Below are 22,246 nucleotides of genomic sequence, written 5' to 3'. Positions count from 1 at the left end.
GATGCTAAATTTCCGGGTAAATATGCCCAGATTAAACAAAAAAGGTTTTATTAAACAAGAGACAAATTTTTGGTAATTACATAATTAAATTTCAGATTTAATGATGATTAAACTGTCTGGGATCATCATATAACGCCATGGCTATTTAAATTGATAAGAATTTTAAATATATTTGCGGTAATTAGGAGTATTTCCCAAATTTTTGCTTATTAATGCTCATAATTTTCGCTATTTAGCTTACTGATTTAGAGACATAATTTACGTCTAAATACATAAATCAAAAACTGGCTTTTGTATTTGTAATCAGCAGTTAGCCGAAAAAATGCACGGATGGAAATTGAGATATAAACTACACCAAATATTTTTCTATAAAAAATATTTAGTTAATTAAATTACTTAATGTGTAAGTAAATTACATAGTTAGTGGCAGTGGGGGGAAATTTTTTAGGAGGTAATTCAGAGAGGAAACGGCAAATGTAAAGGATTGCAACGTATAATGAGAACGACAAAACAATTAAGAAATATTAAAGAACAGTAGGTTAAATGCAAGTAGCATTCACGAAGTGCAGCGTAGCCATCGCAGGAGGGGGTCTAGCAGGACTTTCCTGTGCAAAATATCTAACGGATCAAGGTTACACCCCCATTGTTTTGGAGCGTCGAGACGTAATTGGGGGGAAGGTGGCCGCGTGGAAGGATGCTGATGGTGATTGGTACGAAACGGGGCTGCACATTTTTTTTGGGGCCTATCCCAATATGTTGCAGTTATTCAAAGAATTAGACATTGAAGATCGGTTGCAGTGGAAAGAACACACAATGATCTTTAATCAACCTGATTCCCCAGGAACTTACAGCCGTTTTGATTTCCCAGATTTACCGGCACCTATAAATGGTGTCATTGCCATTCTGAGAAACAACGATATGCTAACCTGGGCGGAGAAAATCAGTTTTGGTATCGGGTTACTACCAGCCATACTGCAAGGGCAAAAGTACGTGGAAGAAATGGACAAATATTCTTTCCGGGAGTGGTTGCAAAAACAAAACGTTCCGCCCCGGGTAGAAAAAGAAGTATTTATTGCTATGTCCAAAGCTTTGAACTTCATTAACCCAGAGGAAATTTCTGCCACGGTCTTATTAACAGCCTTGAATCGCTTCCTGCAAGAGAAAAACGGCTCAAAAATGGCCTTCCTAGACGGTTCACCCACAGAAAGATTGTGTCAGCCAATTATTGACCACATTACTGAAAGGGGTGGTGAGGTACGTCTGAATGCGCCTTTAAAAGAGATTTTACTCAATGAGGATGGAACTGTTAAAGGATTCCTATTGCGGGGCTTGAACGGGGCAGAAGATGAAATACTCACAGCGGATATTTATGTATCTGCCCTACCTGTTGACCCTTTAAAGCCGATTTTACCCAATGCGTGGAAAGAAATGCCATTTTTCCAACAATTAAACGGTTTAGAAGGTGTACCAGTGATTAATGTTCATATCTGGTTTGATCGCAAATTAACAGATATTGATCATCTACTATTTTCCCGGTCTCCACTCCTGAGCGTTTATGCTGACATGAGTAATACTTGTCGTGAATATGCCAATCCTGACCGTTCAATGTTGGAATTAGTTCTAGCACCAGCCGCAGATTGGATATCTAAATCCGATGAGGAAATCGTCGCTGCAACTATTAGCGAATTAGAAAAACTCTTTCCCCAACACTTTGGGGGAGATAATCCTACAAAAATACTGAAATATCATGTGGTGAAAACACCGCGTTCAGTTTACAAAGCTACCCCAGGTCGCCAAGAGTACCGTCCTTCCCAACAAACCCCCATTTCTAATTTCTATCTGACTGGGGATTATACAATGCAACGTTATCTCGCCAGTATGGAAGGGGCGGTACTTTCTGGTAAACTAACAGCGCAGGCCATTTCTCAAGCGCTGACGGTAGCAAATCCCTCTCACCTGCAAACGCCAACCCGACCGCCCGCCACGAATGCTGCAACTGCCTGATTCCCCCCCGCGCATGAAAACGCTGGTCTCTATAGATGAGTCATACAAGCTTTGTCGGGAACTCACTGCTAAGTACGCTAAGACTTTTTATTTGGGTACAATGCTGATGAGTCCGGCCAAGCGTCAATCTGTTTGGGCAATTTATGCCTGGTGTCGCCGTACAGATGAATTAGTGGATGGTCCTGCCTCCGCTATCACCACGCCAGAAACCCTAGAACTATGGGAAAATCAACTGGAGGCGATTTTTGCGGGCTGCCCTTTGGATAATTTTGATGTAGCGTTAGTAGATACCCTCCAACGCTTTCCTTTAGACATTCAACCCTTTCGGGATATGATTGCTGGTCAGCGCATGGATTTGCATCGTAGTCGCTATGAAACTTTTGAGGATTTATATCTCTACTGCTACCGGGTAGCGGGAACTGTAGGTTTGATGTCAACAACGATTATGGGTGTAGATAATAGCATCTATACAGCCCCTTGGCATCAAAACCAACAGCCCTATCTTCCCATAGAAGAAGCGATCGCTTTGGGAATTGCTAACCAACTTACGAACATCCTCCGTGATGTCGGTGAGGATGCCCGTCGCGGCCGCATCTATATTCCCTTGGAAGATTTGGCCAAATTTAATTACACTGAGGAAGAATGTATCCAGGGCGTAGTTGATGACCGCTGGCGTTCACTGATGCGGTTTCAAATTGATCGCGCCCGTCAATTCTATATTCAAGCAGATAAAGGTATTAGTTATCTCGCTGCTGATGCTCGGTGGCCTGTCTGGTCTGCATCTATGCTCTATGAGCAGATTTTAGAAATGATTGAGCGCAATGATTATGATGTGTTCAGTCAGCGAGCTTATGTTCCTCAATGGAAAAAGTTACGCACCTTGCCGGCAGCCTGGATGCGATCGCAAGTGCTATAACTTGTTTATTGGTCATTGGTCATTGGTCATTGGTCAATGGTCAATGGTCATTTAATTTTTTAACAAAATAACTATTGACAAGCCCAAAAACTTCTGATAACATTGTTAAACATGACTGGAGAGGTGGCTGAGTGGTCGAAAGCGGCAGATTGCTAATCTGTTAAGGGATTATATCCCTTCGAGGGTTCGAATCCCTCCCTCTCCGTTTTTATCAAGAATCGCCGCAATACCCCATCCCTCTTTAGGGTGGGGAGCGTCAAAGCTAGTGGAATTAAGGGGTTGGTTTCAACCTACCGCTACCACGACCTTCTTTTTTGGTGTTCATAAAAAATTAGATTTCCTCAAATCCAAAAACGTTGATTTCTGACACCCTGTATTTTATTTAAGGACTAAAATATTTAGTCTTTTAAGCATCTTTAACTTGACTTGCAAAATTGCTAAAGCGGACAATGGAATTTAGCAGGGATGTATATTCCTGGGCGTTGATATGATAATTTTCGTTAAACTCATGCAACAATTGAATGATTGCAAAAGTTGTAGATTCTAGTTTTGCTCTTTTTCTAGCCGCTCTAACAGCCTGAGACTTACTATGATAAACATGATTATCGCTAATACCGATTTGCTCATCTTCTATCCAACACTGAAAAATGTAACCTTTTGATGATGGTATGATTTCAATTAACCAACCATAATATGGGTACTGTAATTTCATGTTTTTTTCCCTAGTGACATCCATCTATGTTTAACCTCCTTTATTCACATCTGAACAGAACAACATTATAGAACCTATATATGCAATTACCGTGCAGGATTTGTGCAAAATTTGTGCAGATGAAAATACAGTCCCTTGCTTGTAAAATATTAGGTAAAATAAAAACTCTATCTCAAGAGGTATTATTCCTCTTTGAGACGATAACCTAAGCCATGAACTGTTTGAATTAAATCTTCTGAAGCACCTATAACTCTGAGTTTTTGACGCAGAGAACGAATGTGAGACCTAAGAGTTTCTTCTGCGGGAGAGTCGTCTATTGACCAAACTTGTTCAATAATACCAGAACGACTTAATACTCGTCTGCCATTGGCCATCAATAATTCTAAAATAGCAAATTCTTTTGCAGTTAAGGAAATGGTGTAAGTATCATAAGTAGCTTCATAGGTACTTTGATTCAAATGTAGTTTACCCCAGGATAAACCGACTGTAATTGTCGAATTACCGCGTCTGAGTAAAGCGCGGATACGAGCCATTAATTCTTCTAAGTCAAATGGTTTGGAAACATAATCATCCGCACCCGCGTCCAAGCCAGCAATTTTGTCCGATATTGTATCACGGGCTGTTAACATGAGGACGGGTACACCTGAATTGCGATATGCTGGGTTGGTGGTGCTAGTATTACGTAAGCGTTGACAGAATTTCATTCCGTCCAGTTTGGGTAGTGTGACATCTAGAATAAATAAATTATACTTCATAGACTCGGCTAAATCCCAAGCTTCTTCGCCGTCTCTAGCTACATCTACGATATAATGGCGGTTGGTTAAAGCTTCTGTTAATACCTCTGCTAATTGAGTATCATCTTCAACGATGAGAATTCGCATGATTATAAATTAGTATTTTATGAAATGGTCTTTACAAGGAAAATGGATTGCTGTAGGGTTTACTTTCACCCTTTTACTAATGAGTTTAGTTGTATTTGCTTCATTTAAGAATACATCTGAAATTAAACAAAGTGCTAATAGAGTGAATCATACTTACAAAACTCTGAATACGTTAACAAATTTTTATGCAGCAATGACGGTTGCAGAATCAGCGCGACGGGGGTATATTTTTATGGGAAGTAAACAGGATTTAGAACGGTATGAAAATGCGTTGATAAATATACATCATGGACTAAAATTGCTACAGAAGCAGATACATTTTAGCAGGAGTCAACAAGAAAGATTTACAATTTTTAACGCTTTGGTAAATCAAAGATTAGCCCTTTTAGAACAATCTATACAACTTTATCAAAAAGATAAAAATGCCATACAATCTCAAACTGAGATCACAGAGCGCAGTGTCAAAATCAGGGAACAAATTCTACCACTAATTTCTGACATTAAAGCGGAAGAACAAGATTATTTACAAAACTCTCTCCAAGAATCTGAATATATTATTCATTCAAGAATAGTCATAGAAATTTTGGCGACAATTTTAATTATTGTAGTCATTTCTGGTTTATGTATTATGCTTGAGCGTCAATGGGTAAAGCGTGATAAAATTAAATCTTTAGAATCTTCTCTATTTCAAGAAAAGAAAATTGGAGAAATGAAAGTTCAGATATTTTCTATGGTATCTCACGAATTTCGCACACCTTTGAGTGTGATTTTACTTTCTGCTCAATTATTAAGAGAATCTCTTAAGGATGTTATCAATGAAATACAATTTAAAAATCTCTCTCGTATTCAATACTCGGCTAAATTAATGAATCATATGTTAACTGATATATTAACTTTAACAAGAGCAGAAGCAGGTAAGTTGGATTGTAAAACTCAATTAATCAATATAGAAGATTTTTGTTTAAATTTGGTTGAAGATATACAAGTTTTTAATCCAGTAACCCATAAAATTATATTTATTAACGAAAGCGGAATTTTTCGGGGATATTTAGATGAAAAACTCCTATATTCTATGCTCACAAATTTACTATTAAATGCTATTAAATATTCAGATATTGGTAGTCAAATATCCTTGATTTTAAAATCAGAACCCAAATTTATCATCTTTCAAGTAATAGACAAAGGTATAGGAATTTCCCTGACAGAACAACAGAAAATATATGAGCCTTTTTATCGTTGTCAAAATGTTGATAATATCGTGGGAAGTGGTTTAGGATTATCTGTAGTCAAAAAATGCGTAGAATGTCATCAGGGAGAAATTAATTTAGAGAGTCAAGTAGGAATTGGGACAATTTTTACGATTAAAATTCCCCATCCCAATATAGGATAGGGATAATTATCAAAAATTCTGCTAAAGTAACAATAAATTAGCAAATTTATATCTATGGATAATAATGATTTAGCTTTTACCCCAGCTTTAGAGTTAGCACAATTAATTCGACTGCGGGAAGTTTCACCCCTAGAGTTGGTAGAAGTATATTTAGAACGCATTGAACGCTTAAACCCCCAATTGGGAAGTTATTTCACAGTTACGGCAGATTTAGCCGTTGCTGATGCTAAAATTAAAACAGAATTACTCACAACAACTTCAGAATTACCCCCATTTTTTGGTGTACCAATTTCTATTAAAGACTTGAATGCAGTTGCAAACGTGACTTGCACTTATGGCAATTCAGCCCTGTTAAATAATATCGCTAATGACGATGATGGTGTAGTTACCAAAATTAAACAAGCTGGGTTTATTATTCTTGGTAAAACCGCAACGTCTGAATTAGGTTCTTTTCCTTACAGTGAACCTGCGGGATTTCCCCCAGCTAGAAACCCTTGGAATTTGGCATATACTCCTGGTGGTTCTAGTGGTGGTGCCGCAGCATCGGTAGCAGCGGGATTAAGTGCGATCGCTCAAGGTTCAGATGGTGGTGGTTCGATTCGTGGTCCTGCGGCTTGTTGTGGCGTAGTTGGAATTAAACCCGCTAAAGGTAGAGTTACTAAAGCCCCTGTAGGTGAAAACTTAGGTGGTATTGCTGTGGATGGACCCATTGCCCGTACCGTAGCTGACGCAGCGGCGATGTTAGATGTTATATCTGGATATGTCACAGGTGATCCCTATTGGTTATCAGATCCACAGCCATCCTTTCTGAATGCAACTGAGGTTAAATTAAATCCTCTGAAAATTGCTTTTAGTACCAAGATCATGCCTTTCGGAGAAGCTGACATAAATTGTCAACAGGGAGTATTAAAAACAGTCCAGTTATTAGAACAATTTGGACATCAAATTACGGAACAATACCCAGATTTTAGTCGCTTAATTGAACCATTTAAAGTAGTTTGGCAAGCAGGAGTAGCAGTTGCAGGAATTCCCTCAGCAGCCTTGCAACCATTAAACCGCTGGTTATTAGCAAAAAATGGTTCTGTAGGTGAATATCTGCAAGCACTAGCCCAAATGCAGATTGTCTCCCGGCAGATTGTCGCGTTTTTTAATACCATAGATGTATTAGTATTACCAGTTTATCTCCATTCTCCGATTCGCGTGGGAGAATGGGCAGATTTGAGTCCAGAAGAGACATTTGCTAAAATTGTCCATTGGGTTGCCCCTTGTCCTGTTGCAAATGCTACCGGATTACCTGCGATCGCTCTGCCGATGGGTTTTGATAATAACGGTTTACCCATAAGTGTACAATTAATTGGTAAACCTGCGGCCGAGTCTACTTTAATTAGTCTAGCAGCCCAATTAGAAGCGGCCAACCCTTGGATTCAACATCGGCCAGCACTTTAAGTCAAAATCAGGATTTACAGGATTTGAGAACTGACAGGATGAGAATTAAAATATATCTTCAGAAAATTTTTCAATGGTAGGATGAAAATCCTGCCCCTTTCCTTCATATTGGCTCAAATTTAGATATAGCATTGATAGCCCTTTGTAAGCTTGGGGAACATAACTTAGCTACTTCCATTTGCCAGTAGTTATTAACAAAGTAAATTAACTGTCCATTATAGTCTCTACCTACCTTTGCTGTGCTATTAGACCGTGGAACTATAGCCTCATGTAATTCACGGTTTCTAGATTTTCTGGCAATATTAATCAATGTTTGTTTTGGATCACTAATTTCGTCTACATTTTGAGGAATCAATGTTTGTGAAACTCCTAAGAATTTGGCAAAGCTGTCACTATCAGCTAAAAGCCATGCTTCTACTTCCCTAACAGCAATACGAAACAAAAGATTAGGATGTTTCGTATATGGTAGCCATTCCTGAATTAGTTCCTGTGGACACTCTGCTCTGTCAAGGTCTGTTAAAACTATATAAGGTGTTCCTTGAGCAGCATTATTAAATCCTTTGATATTTTTCTTAAGATAGCCGAAACCATGTTTAGAATAACAATTACCCACTATATAACGGCGATTTGACTGGTGTAAAATTGTCCGCAATACAGCTTCACTCAGTGGGTCTTCAACAGCTAAATTAATAGGTATTAAATCCACTATAAATGAATCTCCAATTGATTAATCTCAGATGGTTTAGTTAATGGCAATACGGCTTCAGCTATGCTTAAACCGCCTTCTAGCAGATCACGTATATTATCAATTGAAGATGCTGTAGTAACTTTAGTCCCTTCTAAGCTCGGTGTTAAAAGTAATATTTCTTCACCCCCAATTCCCTCGTCTTCGAGTAGATCCGCGCTATGTGTAGTGAGTATTATTTGTCTTTTTTTCTGACGTTGAATTCGATACATTAAAGAAGGTAATTTTTTAACTATTGCTGCATTTAAAGATAACTCTGGTTCTTCAAGAAGCAGCAGTGAATCACTTTCTAGTAATGACCACAGCAAGCCAATTAGACGTAATGTTCCATCTGAAAATTGATCTTCTCTTTGTTTGCCGGCTTGAGGTCGCCAATGCTCATATACTGCTTCTAAATGAGGAACACCCATTTCATCTTTTATATCAGTAAGATGTTTCAATTGGGGAACAGCAGAACGCAAAGCATTTTCAATCTTTGTTAGTCGAGATTTGCGAGTCTTTTCACGAGTTTTGGTAATGCGTTCTAGAAAACTTCTGCCAAAAGGATCTTCTGAAATTCCCGGTCCAGAAAACACCTCTGGATAACGAAGTAACTGCGGTACAAGGTGTAGATAGAGAACTGATTCAAAAAACTTAGCAATTTCTCGAAAATTGGCATTAGCACTAATTTGCTCCAAGTGGGTCTGTGTTCGTCGTAATTCATCTTTTTCATCGTCTATATCTGGTCTATCAACTATTATTTCATTTCTCTTCCATACACGCTCGTAGGCTAAAATAGGTTGACGATAACCTCTAGTTTGTTGTGTTATGCCAATAGCATATTTCCATATAGGTTGATGACTAGAATAATCAGACAGGTGTACTTCAATTTCAATTTTGGGATTTTGCCGCGCTGACAAACAACGAATTTTAGATACTCCTCCACGCTCTTTTACCGCTGTTTGTAAACCACCTCCAGGTTTGGCAATGTCACGTAAAAAGCGAAATACATCCAGAAAATTAGATTTACCACAGGCGTTAGGACCAATTATAAAAACTCTGTCACCTAATCCAACATCAACTGACAGAAAATTACGCCAATTCTTGAGTATTATATGAGAAATAAACATTATGAATAAAGATAAGATTGCAGCAGACCTATCTTTTTATTTTATCATAGCTATTTTCTAGGTAGCAATCCCTAAATAGAGATTAAGAGGTAATTGATGATTACCAATCACCTCTTTGACAATTATCCGAAATTAAGCTTTCTTCAACCAACTAAACATAGCACGTAAATCCTTACCAACTGCTTCAATAGGATGTTCAGCTTCTTGACGACGCATAGCAGTAAAACCAGGTTTACCCGCTTGGTTTTCTAAGACAAATTCCCGCGCAAATTGTCCAGATTGGATTTCGCTGAGGATTTTCTTCATTTCCGCTTTAGTTTGAGAGGTGACAACACGGGGACCACGAGTATAATCACCATATTCTGCGGTATTAGAAATACTATCACGCATTGTCGCTAAACCACCTTCTACGACCAAATCAACAATTAATTTGACCTCATGTAGACATTCAAAATAAGCTAGTTCTGGTTGATATCCTGCTTCTACCAGGGTTTCAAAACCGGCTTTAATTAAAGCACTCAAACCACCACATAATACCGCTTGTTCCCCAAATAAATCGGTTTCGGTTTCTTCCCGGAAAGTGGTTTCTAAAATACCCGCCCGTGTACCACCAATACCTCTAGCATAGGCCATAGCGCGATCGCGTGCTTTACCGGTTGCGTCTTGATAAACTGCGAATAATGCAGGTACACCTTGTCCTTGTTCGTAAGTACGACGGACTAAATGTCCGGGTCCTTTAGGTGCAACCATGACGACATCAACATCAGCGGGGGGGATAACCTGTGCAAAATGGATATTAAAGCCGTGTGCAAAAGCTAAAACGTTTCCAGCCTCTAAATTTGGTTCAATTTCGGTTTTATAAATTGTTTTTTGGACTTCATCAGGTAATAAAATCATGATGAAATCAGCAGCTTTAGCTGCGTCAGCCACATTTTTTACAGTCAAGCCGGCAGCTTCGGCTTTCGCTGTGGACTTACTACCGGGATATAATCCCACAATCACATTAACACCGCTATCTTTTAGATTGAGCGCGTGAGCATGACCTTGAGAACCATAACCAATAATAGCAACAGTCTTACCCGCTAAAAGGTCTAAATTAGCATCTTCATCATAATACATACGCGCCATAGAAGCATCTCCTGTCCGCAAAGGTTGTTGTGAAATTGGCAGAATTTTGATTCTATCGCAAATTGGGGAACTCTTAACAGACAGGAATTTCTTTCTTCCCCTTGACTCCTGAGTGAGTGTAGTCCTTGCGTCCTTACCTCCTCACAAATCCCCTACTTTTACTTTTTTTTTCAGAAGTTCAAGATAAACAGAAATAATTATGACAATTTTGATACAAATTTGTTAAGAATAGTTACAACACCTGTTATCGAAGGAAATATCTGTTATGGTTGATCTGTCTGACAAAAAACCAGTCCATCAAGTCGTGATTATTGGCGGTGGTTTTGGTGGCTTATATGCTGCTAAATCTTTAGCCAAGGCCAATGTACAAATCACCCTCATTGATAAACGCAATTTTCACCTCTTTCAACCACTGCTGTACCAAGTCGCTACGGGTTCTTTATCCCCAGCAGATATCTCCTCTCCTTTGCGTTCTGTCCTCAGCAAAAGCAAAAATACAAAGGTATTGTTGGGTGAAGTTCATGATATTGACCCCAAAGCTCAGAATGTGATAGTCAAAGGGGAATCTGTCCACTATGATACCCTAATTGTCGCCACAGGGGCAAAGCATTCCTATTTTGGTAAGGATAACTGGGAAGAATTTGCACCCGGTTTAAAGACTGTTGAGGACGCTATTGAAATGCGTCGGCGGATTTTTATGGCTTTTGAAGCGGCTGAAAACGAAAGCGACCCCATTAAACGCCAAGCTTTATTAACTTTTGTAATTGTCGGCGGTGGTCCAACTGGAGTAGAATTAGCAGGAGCAATTGCAGAATTAGCCACTAAAACCCTCAAAGAAGATTTTCGCAACATTGACACATCAGAAACCAGAGTTTTATTATTAGAGGGTTTAGATCGTGTTCTTCCCCCCTTCGCACCCGAATTATCTCAGACAGCAGAAGTATCATTAAAGGCTTTGGGTGTAGATGTGCAAACCAAAACCTTAGTAACACATATTGAAAATGATATTGTTACAATCAAACAAGGTGATGAAGTCAAAGAAATTGCAGCTAAAACCGTATTGTGGGCTGCTGGTGTAAAAGCTTCACCTATGGGTAAGGTGTTAACGGATAGGACTGGAGTGGAAAGCGATCGCGCTGGTCGTGTTATAGTAGAACCGGATTTGAGTATTCAGGGATATCCTAACATCTTTGTAGTTGGTGATTTAGCCAACTTCTCCCATCAAAATGATAAACCCTTACCGGGAGTTGCACCAGTGGCCATGCAGGAAGGGGAATATGTAGCTAAACTGATTCAAAAACGCCTCCAAGGTGGAACATTACGCCAGTTTAAATATGTAGATAGAGGTAGTTTAGCAATGATTGGTCAACACGCCGCAGTTGTTGATTTAGGATTTATTCAACTCCGAGGTTTCTTTGCGTGGTTCGTGTGGTTATTCATTCATATCTACTTCCTCATAGAATTTGACAACAAGTTAGTAGTCATGATTCAATGGTTGTGGAATTATTTTACCCGTAATCGTAGCGCCAGATTAATTACAGGTAAAGAAGCCATTGCACCTATCCCAATTGCAAATAATCAGAGTCACACGCCAATTGTCACCAAAAAGCCGTTAAATGTGTAGTTGCTCACTCGTTCCCAGTCCTAGACTGGGAACGGGGGACACTTGGGGAGTAGAAAGTGGATTATAACTCCAGATTAAGCAATAATCACAAAATCGTTAGCAGTCAAAGGATCTACAACTGCAAACTCACCACCAGTACCAAAACCTGCTGTAGCACCATCTTGGTTATAGAAGAGACTACCGCTGGTTAGACTATAAACAATCCTGGCCTCGCTATCTCCTGCGAATTCATCATCTTCAACATAGTCAAAGTCTGACAGATCGCTCAATCCTATACCGACATCACTGGTTAGAAAATCAAATACGGTTTTACTCAGAACTAACTGGTCAACTCCCGTGGAGAAGTCAGCAATGATGTCTACTCCATTATCAGTTGTATTAAAAGGATTATCTCCACTGAATACGAACTGGTCAATACCAGCGCCACCAAACAAATTGTTACTACCCAGACCACCCGTGAGGTAGTCATCATCATCTCCACCACTCAAGGAGTCATCACCATCTCCACCAAACAAGAAGTCATTACCAGTACTTCCATTGAGGATGTCATTACCTAGACCACCTTCTAAGGTGTTGTCCAGACTATTGCCAATGAGGCGGTCATTACCATCACCACCGATTGCGTTTTCAATCGTGTCTGCGTTTAATACAACTTTTGTGTTTGTATTAGCATCAACGGTTTGACCAAAGCTGGTACCCAGATTCAGACGGATATTAGCAGACGTACCAGCAAAGCTAATGGTATCTACTCCAGATCCATCTGTAATGGTGTCCCTACCCAGTCCAATGTCATCGATGGTGAAAATATAAGTATCATTACCAATACCACCATTGAGGGTGTCATTACCTAGACCACCATCAAGAGTGTCATTACCTGCACCACCATTAAGGGTGTTATTAGCACCGTTACCAGTGATAACGTTATCACGAGTGTTACCTGTACCGTTCGCTGCTGCTGTTCCTGTCAGTGTCAGGTTTTCGATCTGGGCTAGGGCGGCAATCGCAATAGTGAAGGTGGCACTAGATTCAATGGTATCTATACCTCCGTTGGCAAGTTCGGTAATAGTGTCAGTTGTGCTATCTACAACGTAAATATCATCGCCTAAACCACCAACCAAGGTATCTCTACCCGCACCACCATTGAGGGTGTCATTACCTAGACCACCATTAAGGGTGTTATTAGCACTGTTACCAGTGAGGAAGTTATCAAGCGCATTACCTGTACCGCTAATCGCTGTTGTTCCTGTCAGTGTCAGGTTTTCCACGTTAGCAGGAGTAGTGTAAGTAACACCAGATCGAACGGTATCTATGCCTTCGTCGGGATTTTCTCTAATGGTGTCAGTGGTGCTATCTACAACATAGATATCATCGCCTGCACCACCAACCAAGATATCTGTACCAGCACCACCATCAAGAGTGTCACTACCCGCACCACCATTGAGGCTGTCATTGCCTCCACCACCATTGAGGCTGTCATTGCCCAACAATCCATTGAGGGTGTCATTGCCCAACAATCCATTGATGGTGTCATCACCATTAGTACCATTGAGGGTGTTATTACTATTAGTACCATTGATCAGAGTCGGAGTGACGGATTGTCTGATTTCAATGATGCCTCGGAAAGTAAAGTTACTATTATTGGGGTAATCATTCCATTGACCAGCAGCACCGAAATTCATCACCACATAATCTTCACCCGGTTCTGGTCCGCCATTATCTGGTTGAGTGGGAATACCTGTTGTACCGGGAAACCAGTTAGTGTAAGTATATGTTTCATTACTTGCCCACTGGAACTGGTCTTCTGTTACTTTATCTGTCAAGCCAATCCATAGTTGTTCAGTACCACCAAAGGTACTGACTAACCAATCTTGCTCTGCTTGTGAGTTAATAGTCACAAGATTTCCGCCTGCATTTAGGGCTTCAGCTTGAGCTTGTTCCCATGTAAGGCGGTTGGTGAGGCGATAGGTACTGCCGTTATAATCGGGCATGAGGATAATCCTGTATATTATAGATAGACATTGACCAAATTCAAATATGTATTTTCCAAAATCTTGATAGAGAAATTCCCTCTGCAAGGATTCTGGATTGTACATTTTTTTTCGGATATGCCTAAAGGTTGCACGCCCATGATATCATACCAATGACTGAGTTTTGTACCGAGTTTATACTGAACTTACACCGAGTTATAGTATACTCAAGTAGTATATAGTATTCGGACAGACAAGGATGCCAAACCCACAAAAAAACCCTATCTACCAGGACACACAGTTGCCAATGTGGTTGTGTAATGGGATGCACTGAGCAGTTTAGCAAGCTGACTGTGACAGTTGCCGAAGTGGCCGGGGTTTGTATCCGATTTTTTTCGGTCAAATTGATAATAAGGACATAAAAAGTAAACTGATGAATACCATAGTATCTACCCTAACTTCTATTCTCAGCACTGAAAATGCTGTTATCTCCTGGGAAAATCTCGCCCCCACCCAAAAGCAGAATCTACAACAGAGTATAGACTCTAAAAGTTATCCCATTTGCGTCGTTTATCCCCATAGCCAGGCGGAATTAGCCGCAGTTATCACCACCGCAAACCGCCATCAATGGCGTGTTCTCGCCTGTGGTAGCGGTAGTAAAATTAATTGGGGTGGTTTGGCTAAAAATATTGATATTATTGTTAGTACCGAACGTATTAACCAACTCATAGAACACGCTGTAGGTGATTTAACTGTTACCGTGGAAGCAGGAATGAAATTTGCCGAAATTCAGGAAATTTTAGGAAAATCTGGACAAACTTTAGCCTTAGATCCAGCCTTCCCAGAATCAGCTACCATTGGTGGTATTGTTGCTACTGCTGATACAGGTTCTCTGCGTCAACGTTATGGTGGTGTGCGTGACCAACTTTTAGGTATAACTTTTATCCGCGCTGATGGAGAAATCGCTAAAGCCGGGGGACGAGTTGTCAAGAATGTGGCGGGTTATGATTTAATGAAGTTATTTACTGGTGCTTACGGTACTTTAGGTATTATCACTCAAGTCACTTTGCGAGTTTATCCCATCCCTGAAACTTCGGGAACGGTGCTATTAACTGGTAAACCTGAAGCCATATCTTCAGCAGTGAGAATTTTACAAAATTCAGAGTTAACACCAACTCAAGTTGATTTATTATCAAGTAAGTTGGTGACTAATTTAGCTTTGGGAACGGGAATAGGTTTAATTACCCGGTTTCAAAGTATTCATGAAAGTGTCGAAGAACAATCGAAACGACTTTTAGCAATTGGTGAAAAGTTAGGTTTAGAAGGGGTGATTTATCAAGGAGTTGAGGAGTCTAATTTATGGCAACAATTACCAAACAAAATATATGATCATCTCACAGAATCTACAATTACTTGTAAAATAGGAGTGTTACCAACTGCTGCGGTGGAGATTATCAATCAAATAAATATTGGTTTAATTCATGTTAGCAGTGGTTTGGGTTTGGTGCGTCTGGAAAATCAAGACCAGATTTTACCTGTGCGGAATTTATGTCAAGCCAATTCTGGTTTTTTAACTATTTTATCCGCACCTGTTGAGTTAAAGGAAAGGTTTGATGTTTGGGGTTATAATGGTAATGGCTTGGAGGTAATGCTAGGTATTAAACAACAATTTGATGGTAATTTGATTTTGAGTCCCGGTCGCTTTGTGGGTGGGATTTAAGATTTCAGGATCACGAACCGCAGAGGCACAGAGGTAACAGAGGTTAAGAGGGGAGAAATATAAATGCAAGTTTCGGAAGGTTTGGTGCATAATACTGCTAGTATTAAGAATTTACAGGGTTTTGATGGTAATCATCCACCAGATCCTAAGTTAATTGATAGTTGTGTTCATTGTGGTTTTTGTCTGTCTACTTGTCCTAGTTATCGGGTATTAGGAAAGGAAATGGATTCTCCTAGAGGACGTATCTATTTAATGGATGCTATTAATGAGGGGGAAATTGCTTTAAATACCGCTACTGTTGAACATTTTGATTCTTGTTTGGGTTGTCTAGCTTGTGTCTCTACTTGTCCTTCTGGTGTGCAGTATGATAAGTTGATTTCGGCTACTAGACATCAAGTAGAAAGAAATTATCATCGCAGTTTACCTGATAAGTTAATTCGACAATTGATTTTTTCTCTGTTTCCTAATCCTGATCTTTTAAGAATTTTACTTTTTCCTTTATTAGTTTATCAAAAGTTAGGGATTTCTAAGTTATTACAAGCAACTGGTTTAATTAAGGCTATATCTCCCCGGTTAGCTGCTATGGAATCTATTTTACCGGAAATTACTCTTAAATCTTTTCAGAATAGTTTACCAGATATTATCCCCGCTCAGGGTGAAAAAAGATATCGCGTTGGTGTTATTTTAGGATGTGTACAAAGGCTGTTTTTCTCTCCTGTCAATGAAGCAACTGTTAGAGTTTTAACTGCTAATGGTTGTGAGGTGGTAATTCCTAAGTCTCAGGGTTGTTGTGCGGCGCTTCCCGAACACCAGGGACAAACGGAACAAGCGAAAACTTTAGCCAGACAAATGATTAATAGTTTTGCTGATACTAATGTAGATTTTGTGATTATCAATGCTGCTGGTTGTGGTCATACTTTGAAGGAATATGGTCATATTTTAGCAGATGATCCAGAATATGCAGAAAAAGCAAAAATATTTGCTGCGAAAGTAAAAGACTCACAGGAGTTTTTAGCTAATATCGGTTTAACTGCTAAACTTTCACCTCTGACTGAGAAAAATCTGACTTTAGTTTATCAGGATGCTTGTCATTTATTACATGGTCAGAAAATTAGTGTCCAACCTCGTCAACTGTTAAAACAAATTCCAGGAGTAACTTTAAAAGAACCCATAGACGCAGCTTTGTGTTGTGGTAGTGCGGGTGTTTATAATATGTTACAACCGGAAGTTGCGGAAGAATTAGGTAAACAAAAAGCCCAAAATTTATTAAATACGGGTGCTGATTTAATTGCTTCTCCTAACCCTGGTTGTAGTTTGCAAATTAGTAAATATTTACCAGATTTACCAGGTAAAACTATTTCTATTATGCACCCTATGGAATTATTAGATTATGCTATTCGGGGTGAGAAATTGGAGATTTAGAAAGTTATAAGACCCATATTCCTTAATACGATTCGGTTAACCAAAAATCCCAATTTTTGTAATTCTAAAGGATTTATGATTGCGTTCCGTTATTGAGAATACTGTCAATTATTAATCTGATCCGAAGCGTATTGAGGGTGATATCTTCATTGTTCCTAATCATTCAAGACTAACAACTACAGCTTGACCTTTTACTAAAGTAGATAAAATATCTACAATCTTGGGAACTAAAGGTTTCAAATCAATTAGTCTATTAGAAGATGCTTGTAAAACAACTACAGCAATATTAAACTGAGACAAATTTTGCTGAAAAGATAAATTTCTATCAACCGTAATAAAAACATCAAATTCTTGTTCTACTAAAGCCAGTAGTTTACCATTTTTAGTTCCTGCCCATCCCATTTGGGGAACTGTTTTGATTTTATAACCTACAAATTCCTTAGTTAACCTGCGGTCAATACACTCATCTAGAAGCAGTTTCATCCTAAGCTACCTTGTTAATCATTTGTTTTCCTGCTTCTTCTAAAAATGTAATGACTTGTTCTCTAGTGACAGTGGGAAAACCATCTAAAAAATCATCTATTGAATCTCCTGCTGTTAAATAATCTAAGAGTGTTTGTATAGGAACTCTTGTTCCTGTAAAAACAGGAGTACCACTCATAATTTCAGAGGAGACACTTATAACTGAAGGATGATTAGACATTGTAATTGTATTTGATATTTTCAAGTTATATTTCTAGTTTAGCTATAAAAAAGAAGTTGGTGATTTTATTTATCCTGTCAATTATCGTTCCCAAATTAAATTCATGGCCTTGTTTATGATCTCTTGTCGTTCGACTAATTGGTTTAATTCTTCTGCTTCATATTGACCTTCAAAAGCTTCAATGGCTGCTTTTTCTAATGCTAAATCATAAGCATCTTCTAGAGTTGCTGCTAATTCTGTTTCACTCATATAAGTTTCTTTTGCTTTTTCACGAGAATTACTGCGTTGAATTTGCTTGACAGAGTTGCGAATAGAAAGATTCCAAGACCTAGTGGTGCGATTTTCAGCAGTTTGTTTAATTAGGTGTAAAAGTAAAATGATGCCATAGCTAAATATTTTATTCAGTTTATCAGATTTGCTCATTTCTTCTAATTCTTCGACAATTAACAAGGCTTCTGTGATATTACCTTGGTGTAGAAGTTCTTTGAGGGTAAGTAGTTCTTCCATGGGCTTGATTTTCCTAATTTTTTATCGCTAAGGTTAATCCGTCTGCTATGGGAACTAAACTTATGGTAATTCGGGAATCTTGGTGTAATTTGCGATTAAAAACCCGAATTTTATGAGTTTGATTATCCTGTATTTCTGGATCTGCTACTTTACCTGACCACAGTACATTATCAATGGCAATTAGTCCACCACTACGAATTAATTTAAGACAATGCTCGTAATAATTCTCATAGTTACCCTTATCAGCATCAATAAACGCAAAATCAAATGTCCCTGCTTCTCCTACTGTCAATAAATGATCTAATGTTTCTAAAGCTGGTGCAATATGCAAATCAATTTTATCAGCTACTCCCGCTGCTTGCCAATAACGACGGGCTATACTTGTATACTCTTCACTGACATCACAAGCGACGATTTTTCCATCTGCGGGTAAGGACAAAGCCACGACTAGGGAACTATAGCCAGTAAATACACCTATATCTAGTGTCTTTTTTGCTCCTAAGAGTTTAATTAACAAAGCCATAAATTGTCCCTGTTCCGGTGATATTTGCATTTGGGACATTGGCATTTGAGCGGTTTCCCGACGCAGTTGGGTTAAAATTTCCGCTTCTCGCAGGGAAACTGAAAGTAAATAATTATATAGGTTTTGTTCTAGTCCCAGGGTTTGTTTTGACATGATTTATATTTATTAATTATTTTATGATAGTTCTTCCTTATCGAAATCATCATAACAAATTTAAAATCAAATGTCAACCCCTAAATTCTCTTTTAAAGCGGAATTTTTTAAACAGGCTTTAAAAAATTATTTATTGACAAAGTTCTCAGTTTCGACTATGCTTATGTTATGAGTGGAAAAGTGTGCGCCCATATATATAGGGTTTTTATTTATCAAATTATTCAAAGCAGTAAAACCAACGTTTATAAATGATTCATGCTTTCAAGAACTTGGGTACACAAGACATTTTCGATGGTAAAGATTCTAAAGCTGCTCGAAAAACCTGTCCCTCATCCCTTTGGAAGCGTACAGTTCGTAAACTAGATCAATTAGACTCAGTTACAAGCCTAGAAGATTTAAAAATTCCCCCAGGTAATTGTCTAGAAGCATTAAAAGGTGATAGAGAAGGTCAGTATAGTATTCGCATTAATGATCAATATCGAATTTGCTTTTTTTGGCGAGAATTAGGGGCAGATGCCGTGGAAATTGTAGATTATCATTGAGGTATTAATCACATTTATGAAAATCCCAACCCATCGTCCTCCTACCCATCCTGGAGAAATGTTATTAGAAGAGTTTATGATCCATAAAGGTTTAACACCCCAAAAAATAGCTGAGTCTATAGGTGTTACAGAACAGCAAATTGTAGATTTAATCGCAGGTAAACAGCATATCACACCCAGTTTAGCACTGCGGTTATCCAGGTTTTTTGGCATATCTGTTGATTTCTGGATGAATTTACAAGTTCGCTGGGATCTATATTATGCTCAACAAGCAGAAGCAGAATTTCTGAATACAATTAATCCTTTTGTCGCTTAATCATCCCCAAAATCCCCACAAACAATCATCCAACAACATCCTGAAAAATCCCAACTTCCCACCAAAAATCATCCAACAACATCCTGCAAATCCTTAAATCCTGGATATCCTGATTCAGACAATTTTACCCCTTGACAAAGTTCTCAGTTTCGACTATGCTTAGGTTATGGGTGGAAAAGTATGCGCCCATATATATAAGGTTTCCACATCCAGTATTTATCTAAAAAAAATTCCGCCTAACGGCGGGGTAAGGGAAAAGAAAAAAGAGCAGAGGGCAAAAGAGCAAGAGTATAAAGGGCTACTAAGTCCTCGCCGCACCACTACATACAACCCGAAAACCAACAGCGCTGCTGAGGTCGCCGAGGATGCTGTTGCCGCGAAAAGCAGAACGGCAATAGTCAGGATCGTAGTACCACGAACCACCGCGCAGCAGTTTATAATCGCTTCGACTAATCAAAGCACTACCATTTACAGGCGCGTTTATATAATTTTCCTGCCAATCATCTTCGCACCATTCCCACACATTCCCGTGCATATCATACAAACCAAAAGCATTAGGGGGAAAAGTTCCTACATCTGTGGTTTGTCCTCGATATTTTCCTTTTGGTGCAGCAGCGTAGGCATACTCACCATCATAGTTTACCAAATCTGAGGTAATGCTTTCACCAAAATAAAAAGGTGTGGTTGTTCCCGCTCTACAAGCATACTCCCATTGTGCCTCACTGGGCAACTTATAGTTTTTACCTGTTTTTTGGCTTAACTTTTGACAAAATGCCACTGCATCATCCCAAGTCACACATTCAACAGGGCGATTATTACCTGTGAAGCAAGCAGGGTTGTTTCCCATGATAGCTTGATATTGTGCTTGAGTCAAAGGATATTTACCGATAAAGAAGCTGGGAACATTAACTTGATGTTGGGGACTTTCATTATCGGATCTTCCCTTTTCATTTTCCGGTGAACCCATGTAAAATGTCCCTGGGGGTATTTCCACCATTTCCAACTTCACCCCATTTCCTAAATCTTCCACAAAGTAATTTGCTGAGTGGTTGCGTTTGTTGATAATGCTTCCTTTATTGTTAGTTGTGACAACTTCAAAAGTGAAAGTTTTGAGATGATTATTTTGTGATTGAATACCTAAATATTTAAACCATTCTGTAATAGACTGAGGACGGTTTTGATAATCTAACTCCATTCCCTTGAGAATAGCATCATTTACCTTTTGACTAATTTGAGAATTGTATTTTTGCGGTGGTTTAATCGCCATTTTCATATCTAGCATGATCTTAGCATTGAGATAAGGACTAGGCAGAGGAATAAAAGGAGGTTCATGAACGGCGATAATTACATATAATGTGGCAGCTAAAGCATAGATATCTAAAGCTGGAGTGAAATTACTTCTGTTTTCAAATTGTTCTGGTGGTGCAAAAACCGGAGTTTTGGCATTTGTTAAACTCATCAATTCCGCAAAATTGACTTCTCTAGCTAAACCAAAATCAATTAATATGGCTTGATTGTCAGATTCTCGCAGTAAAATATTCGCAGGTTTAATATCTCGATGCAGATAATTACGACTATGAATATAACTTAAAGCTTCTCCAATGCCTTTAATAATTCCTAAACCTGCACTTTCACTAAAAACACCATTCGCGTATAAATATTGTTCTAAATTTTTGCCTTTGACATATTCCATCACCATACAAGATAAACCATTTTCTTGAAACAGTTCAGGATACACTTTGACAATGTGAGGATGATCAAAGGTAGCTAAGACCATCGCTTCGGTGTTAAACTTGTCCTGTTCTGCTGCTAAAAATTCTCCAAAACCTTCTGTATTCCCATATTTATCTCGATAGCGTTGTTTCAAAAAGGAGACGTTGAGGCATTTGATAGCGACTTCTTTTTTGCGTTTATGATCTTGCGCTAAATAGGTAATACCAAATCCTCCCTGTCCTAGAGTATCAATAATTTCGTATTGTCCTTTTTTGAGTAGTTGCCCTGGGGTAAAATAAGCCATAATAAAATTTAAGTTGTCTGAATCAGGATGTCCAGGATTTGAGGATTTACAGGATAAAGAGGAATATAATTATATTGGTGGTTGAAAAGTCTATATATATGGGCGCACACTTTTCCACCCATAACATAAATATAGCCTAGCCTTTGAAATTTGTCAAGTCTTATATAGATTAAATTGTCCAGGATTTGAGGATTTACAGGATAAAGAGGAAAATAATTATATTGGTGGTTGAAAAGTCTATATATATGGGCGCACACTTTTCCACTCATAACATAAATATAGCCTAGCCTTTGAAATTTGTCAAGTCTTAATAGATTAAATTGTGAGAATCAGTGCGTAGGGTGCGTCACCCTCGATAACTTAGTAAAAAAACAAATTCCCTGCATCTGACGCACTTAAGTAGTCGGACAAAATTAAATTC

At 38.7% G+C, this 22,246-nt stretch carries 20 protein-coding genes and 1 tRNA gene; 10 read left to right on the top strand and 11 right to left on the bottom strand.

Annotation, left to right across the window (positions count from 1 at the left end; all coding sequences use genetic code 11):
- The first annotated feature begins 543 nt into the window (after nt 1-543).
- The 3 genes from pds (at nt 544) to H6F62_RS15810 (ending at nt 3,125) form a co-directional block, all read left to right on the top strand.
- Nucleotides 544-2,004: a 15-cis-phytoene desaturase gene (pds, locus tag H6F62_RS15820; RefSeq protein WP_028091764.1), complete on the top strand. Its 1,461-nt coding sequence runs from the start codon at nt 544-546 to the stop codon at nt 2,002-2,004.
- Nucleotides 1,988-2,920 carry a 15-cis-phytoene synthase CrtB gene (crtB, locus tag H6F62_RS15815; protein WP_190372465.1) on the top strand — a complete coding sequence of 311 codons (933 nt, stop codon included), beginning with the start codon at nt 1,988-1,990 and terminating at the stop codon, nt 2,918-2,920. Before pds ends, crtB begins: the two co-directional genes overlap by 17 nt.
- 117 nt (nt 2,921-3,037) lie before the next feature.
- Nucleotides 3,038-3,125, top strand: a tRNA-Ser gene (locus H6F62_RS15810).
- A gap of 201 nt (nt 3,126-3,326) precedes the next feature.
- Here the strand turns inward: H6F62_RS15810 and H6F62_RS15805 are convergent.
- Both H6F62_RS15805 and H6F62_RS15800 read right to left on the bottom strand, forming a co-directional pair.
- On the bottom strand, nt 3,327-3,632 hold the full coding sequence (locus tag H6F62_RS15805; protein WP_190372464.1) for a hypothetical protein: 306 nt from the start codon (nt 3,630-3,632) through the stop codon (nt 3,327-3,329).
- A 182-nt stretch (nt 3,633-3,814) separates the two neighbouring features.
- The gene (locus H6F62_RS15800) at nt 3,815-4,513 is read right to left on the bottom strand and encodes a response regulator transcription factor (protein ID WP_190372463.1); all 699 of its coding nucleotides are present in this window, start codon (nt 4,511-4,513) and stop codon (nt 3,815-3,817) included.
- Between the two features lie 19 nt (nt 4,514-4,532).
- Between H6F62_RS15800 and H6F62_RS15795 the strand changes: the two genes are divergently transcribed.
- Together H6F62_RS15795 and H6F62_RS15790 are read left to right on the top strand one after the other, a co-directional pair.
- Nucleotides 4,533-5,903, top strand: a complete 1,371-nt coding sequence (locus H6F62_RS15795) for an ATP-binding protein (RefSeq protein ID WP_190372462.1) — start codon at nt 4,533-4,535, stop codon at nt 5,901-5,903.
- A 54-nt stretch (nt 5,904-5,957) separates the two neighbouring features.
- Complete coding sequence (locus tag H6F62_RS15790) at nt 5,958-7,349, top strand: amidase (RefSeq protein WP_190372461.1); 1,392 nt, start codon at nt 5,958-5,960, stop codon at nt 7,347-7,349.
- 103 nt (nt 7,350-7,452) lie between these two features.
- Here the strand turns inward: H6F62_RS15790 and H6F62_RS15785 are convergent, their stop codons facing one another.
- The 3 genes from H6F62_RS15785 to ilvC form a co-directional block, all read right to left on the bottom strand.
- Nucleotides 7,453-8,055, bottom strand: coding sequence for a DUF4276 family protein (locus tag H6F62_RS15785; protein WP_190372460.1), 603 nt, complete (start codon nt 8,053-8,055; stop codon nt 7,453-7,455).
- Nucleotides 8,055-9,203 (bottom strand): ATP-binding protein, encoded by a 1,149-nt coding sequence (locus tag H6F62_RS15780; protein WP_190372459.1) that lies wholly within the window; start codon nt 9,201-9,203, stop codon nt 8,055-8,057. Before H6F62_RS15780 ends, H6F62_RS15785 begins: the two co-directional genes overlap by 1 nt.
- Nucleotides 9,204-9,335: 132 nt before the next feature.
- Nucleotides 9,336-10,331 carry a ketol-acid reductoisomerase gene (gene ilvC, locus H6F62_RS15775; protein WP_137908793.1) on the bottom strand — a complete coding sequence of 332 codons (996 nt, stop codon included), beginning with the start codon at nt 10,329-10,331 and terminating at the stop codon, nt 9,336-9,338.
- A 265-nt stretch (nt 10,332-10,596) separates the two neighbouring features.
- On the opposite strand from ilvC, the gene H6F62_RS15770 reads away from it, so the two are divergent.
- Nucleotides 10,597-11,955, top strand: coding sequence for an NAD(P)/FAD-dependent oxidoreductase (locus H6F62_RS15770; protein WP_190372458.1), 1,359 nt, complete (start codon nt 10,597-10,599; stop codon nt 11,953-11,955).
- 74 nt (nt 11,956-12,029) lie between these two features.
- Here the strand turns inward: H6F62_RS15770 and H6F62_RS15765 are convergent, their stop codons facing one another.
- Nucleotides 12,030-13,943 (bottom strand): lectin-like protein, encoded by a 1,914-nt coding sequence (locus tag H6F62_RS15765; protein WP_190372457.1) that lies wholly within the window; start codon nt 13,941-13,943, stop codon nt 12,030-12,032.
- Nucleotides 13,944-14,355: 412 nt separating this feature from the next.
- Here H6F62_RS15765 and H6F62_RS15760 point away from each other — a divergent pair, with 412 nt between their 5' ends.
- Both H6F62_RS15760 and H6F62_RS15755 read left to right on the top strand, forming a co-directional pair.
- The gene (locus H6F62_RS15760) at nt 14,356-15,642 is read left to right on the top strand and encodes an FAD-binding oxidoreductase (RefSeq protein ID WP_137909387.1); all 1,287 of its coding nucleotides are present in this window, start codon (nt 14,356-14,358) and stop codon (nt 15,640-15,642) included.
- A 63-nt stretch (nt 15,643-15,705) separates the two neighbouring features.
- Complete coding sequence (locus H6F62_RS15755; RefSeq protein ID WP_190372456.1) at nt 15,706-17,064, top strand: (Fe-S)-binding protein; 1,359 nt, start codon at nt 15,706-15,708, stop codon at nt 17,062-17,064.
- 159 nt (nt 17,065-17,223) lie between these two features.
- Here H6F62_RS15755 and H6F62_RS15750 read toward each other — a convergent pair whose 3' ends face one another.
- The 4 genes from H6F62_RS15750 to H6F62_RS15735 all read right to left on the bottom strand — a co-directional run bounded on the left by H6F62_RS15750 (nt 17,224) and on the right by H6F62_RS15735 (nt 18,950).
- Nucleotides 17,224-17,547, bottom strand: a complete 324-nt coding sequence (locus tag H6F62_RS15750; RefSeq protein ID WP_028082763.1) for a DUF5615 family PIN-like protein — start codon at nt 17,545-17,547, stop codon at nt 17,224-17,226.
- A gap of 1 nt (nt 17,548) precedes the next feature.
- The gene (locus tag H6F62_RS15745; protein ID WP_028082764.1) at nt 17,549-17,767 is read right to left on the bottom strand and encodes a DUF433 domain-containing protein; all 219 of its coding nucleotides are present in this window, start codon (nt 17,765-17,767) and stop codon (nt 17,549-17,551) included.
- Nucleotides 17,768-17,848: 81 nt separating this feature from the next.
- The gene (locus H6F62_RS15740) at nt 17,849-18,274 is read right to left on the bottom strand and encodes a DUF29 family protein (RefSeq protein WP_190372455.1); all 426 of its coding nucleotides are present in this window, start codon (nt 18,272-18,274) and stop codon (nt 17,849-17,851) included.
- Between the two features lie 13 nt (nt 18,275-18,287).
- Entirely contained in the window at nt 18,288-18,950 is a 663-nt protein-coding gene (locus H6F62_RS15735; RefSeq protein WP_137909384.1) for a class I SAM-dependent methyltransferase, read from the bottom strand.
- Nucleotides 18,951-19,198: 248 nt separating this feature from the next.
- On the opposite strand from H6F62_RS15735, the gene H6F62_RS15730 reads away from it, so the two are divergent.
- The gene (locus H6F62_RS15730) at nt 19,199-19,492 is read left to right on the top strand and encodes a type II toxin-antitoxin system RelE/ParE family toxin (RefSeq protein WP_137909383.1); all 294 of its coding nucleotides are present in this window, start codon (nt 19,199-19,201) and stop codon (nt 19,490-19,492) included.
- Nucleotides 19,493-19,508: 16 nt separating this feature from the next.
- Entirely contained in the window at nt 19,509-19,808 is a 300-nt protein-coding gene (locus tag H6F62_RS15725; RefSeq protein WP_096670912.1) for a HigA family addiction module antitoxin, read from the top strand.
- Between the two features lie 301 nt (nt 19,809-20,109).
- Here the strand turns inward: H6F62_RS15725 and H6F62_RS15720 are convergent, their stop codons facing one another.
- Nucleotides 20,110-21,825: a bifunctional serine/threonine-protein kinase/formylglycine-generating enzyme family protein gene (locus H6F62_RS15720; protein ID WP_190372454.1), complete on the bottom strand. Its 1,716-nt coding sequence runs from the start codon at nt 21,823-21,825 to the stop codon at nt 20,110-20,112.
- Between the last annotated feature and the right edge of the window lie 421 nt (nt 21,826-22,246).

The organism is Anabaena sp. FACHB-1391 (assembly GCF_014696755.1).
Taxonomy (GTDB): domain Bacteria; phylum Cyanobacteriota; class Cyanobacteriia; order Cyanobacteriales; family Nostocaceae; genus Dolichospermum; species Dolichospermum planctonicum.
Note: the sequence above shows the minus strand (reverse complement) of the source record. Positions and strands in the feature narration are given on the sequence as shown.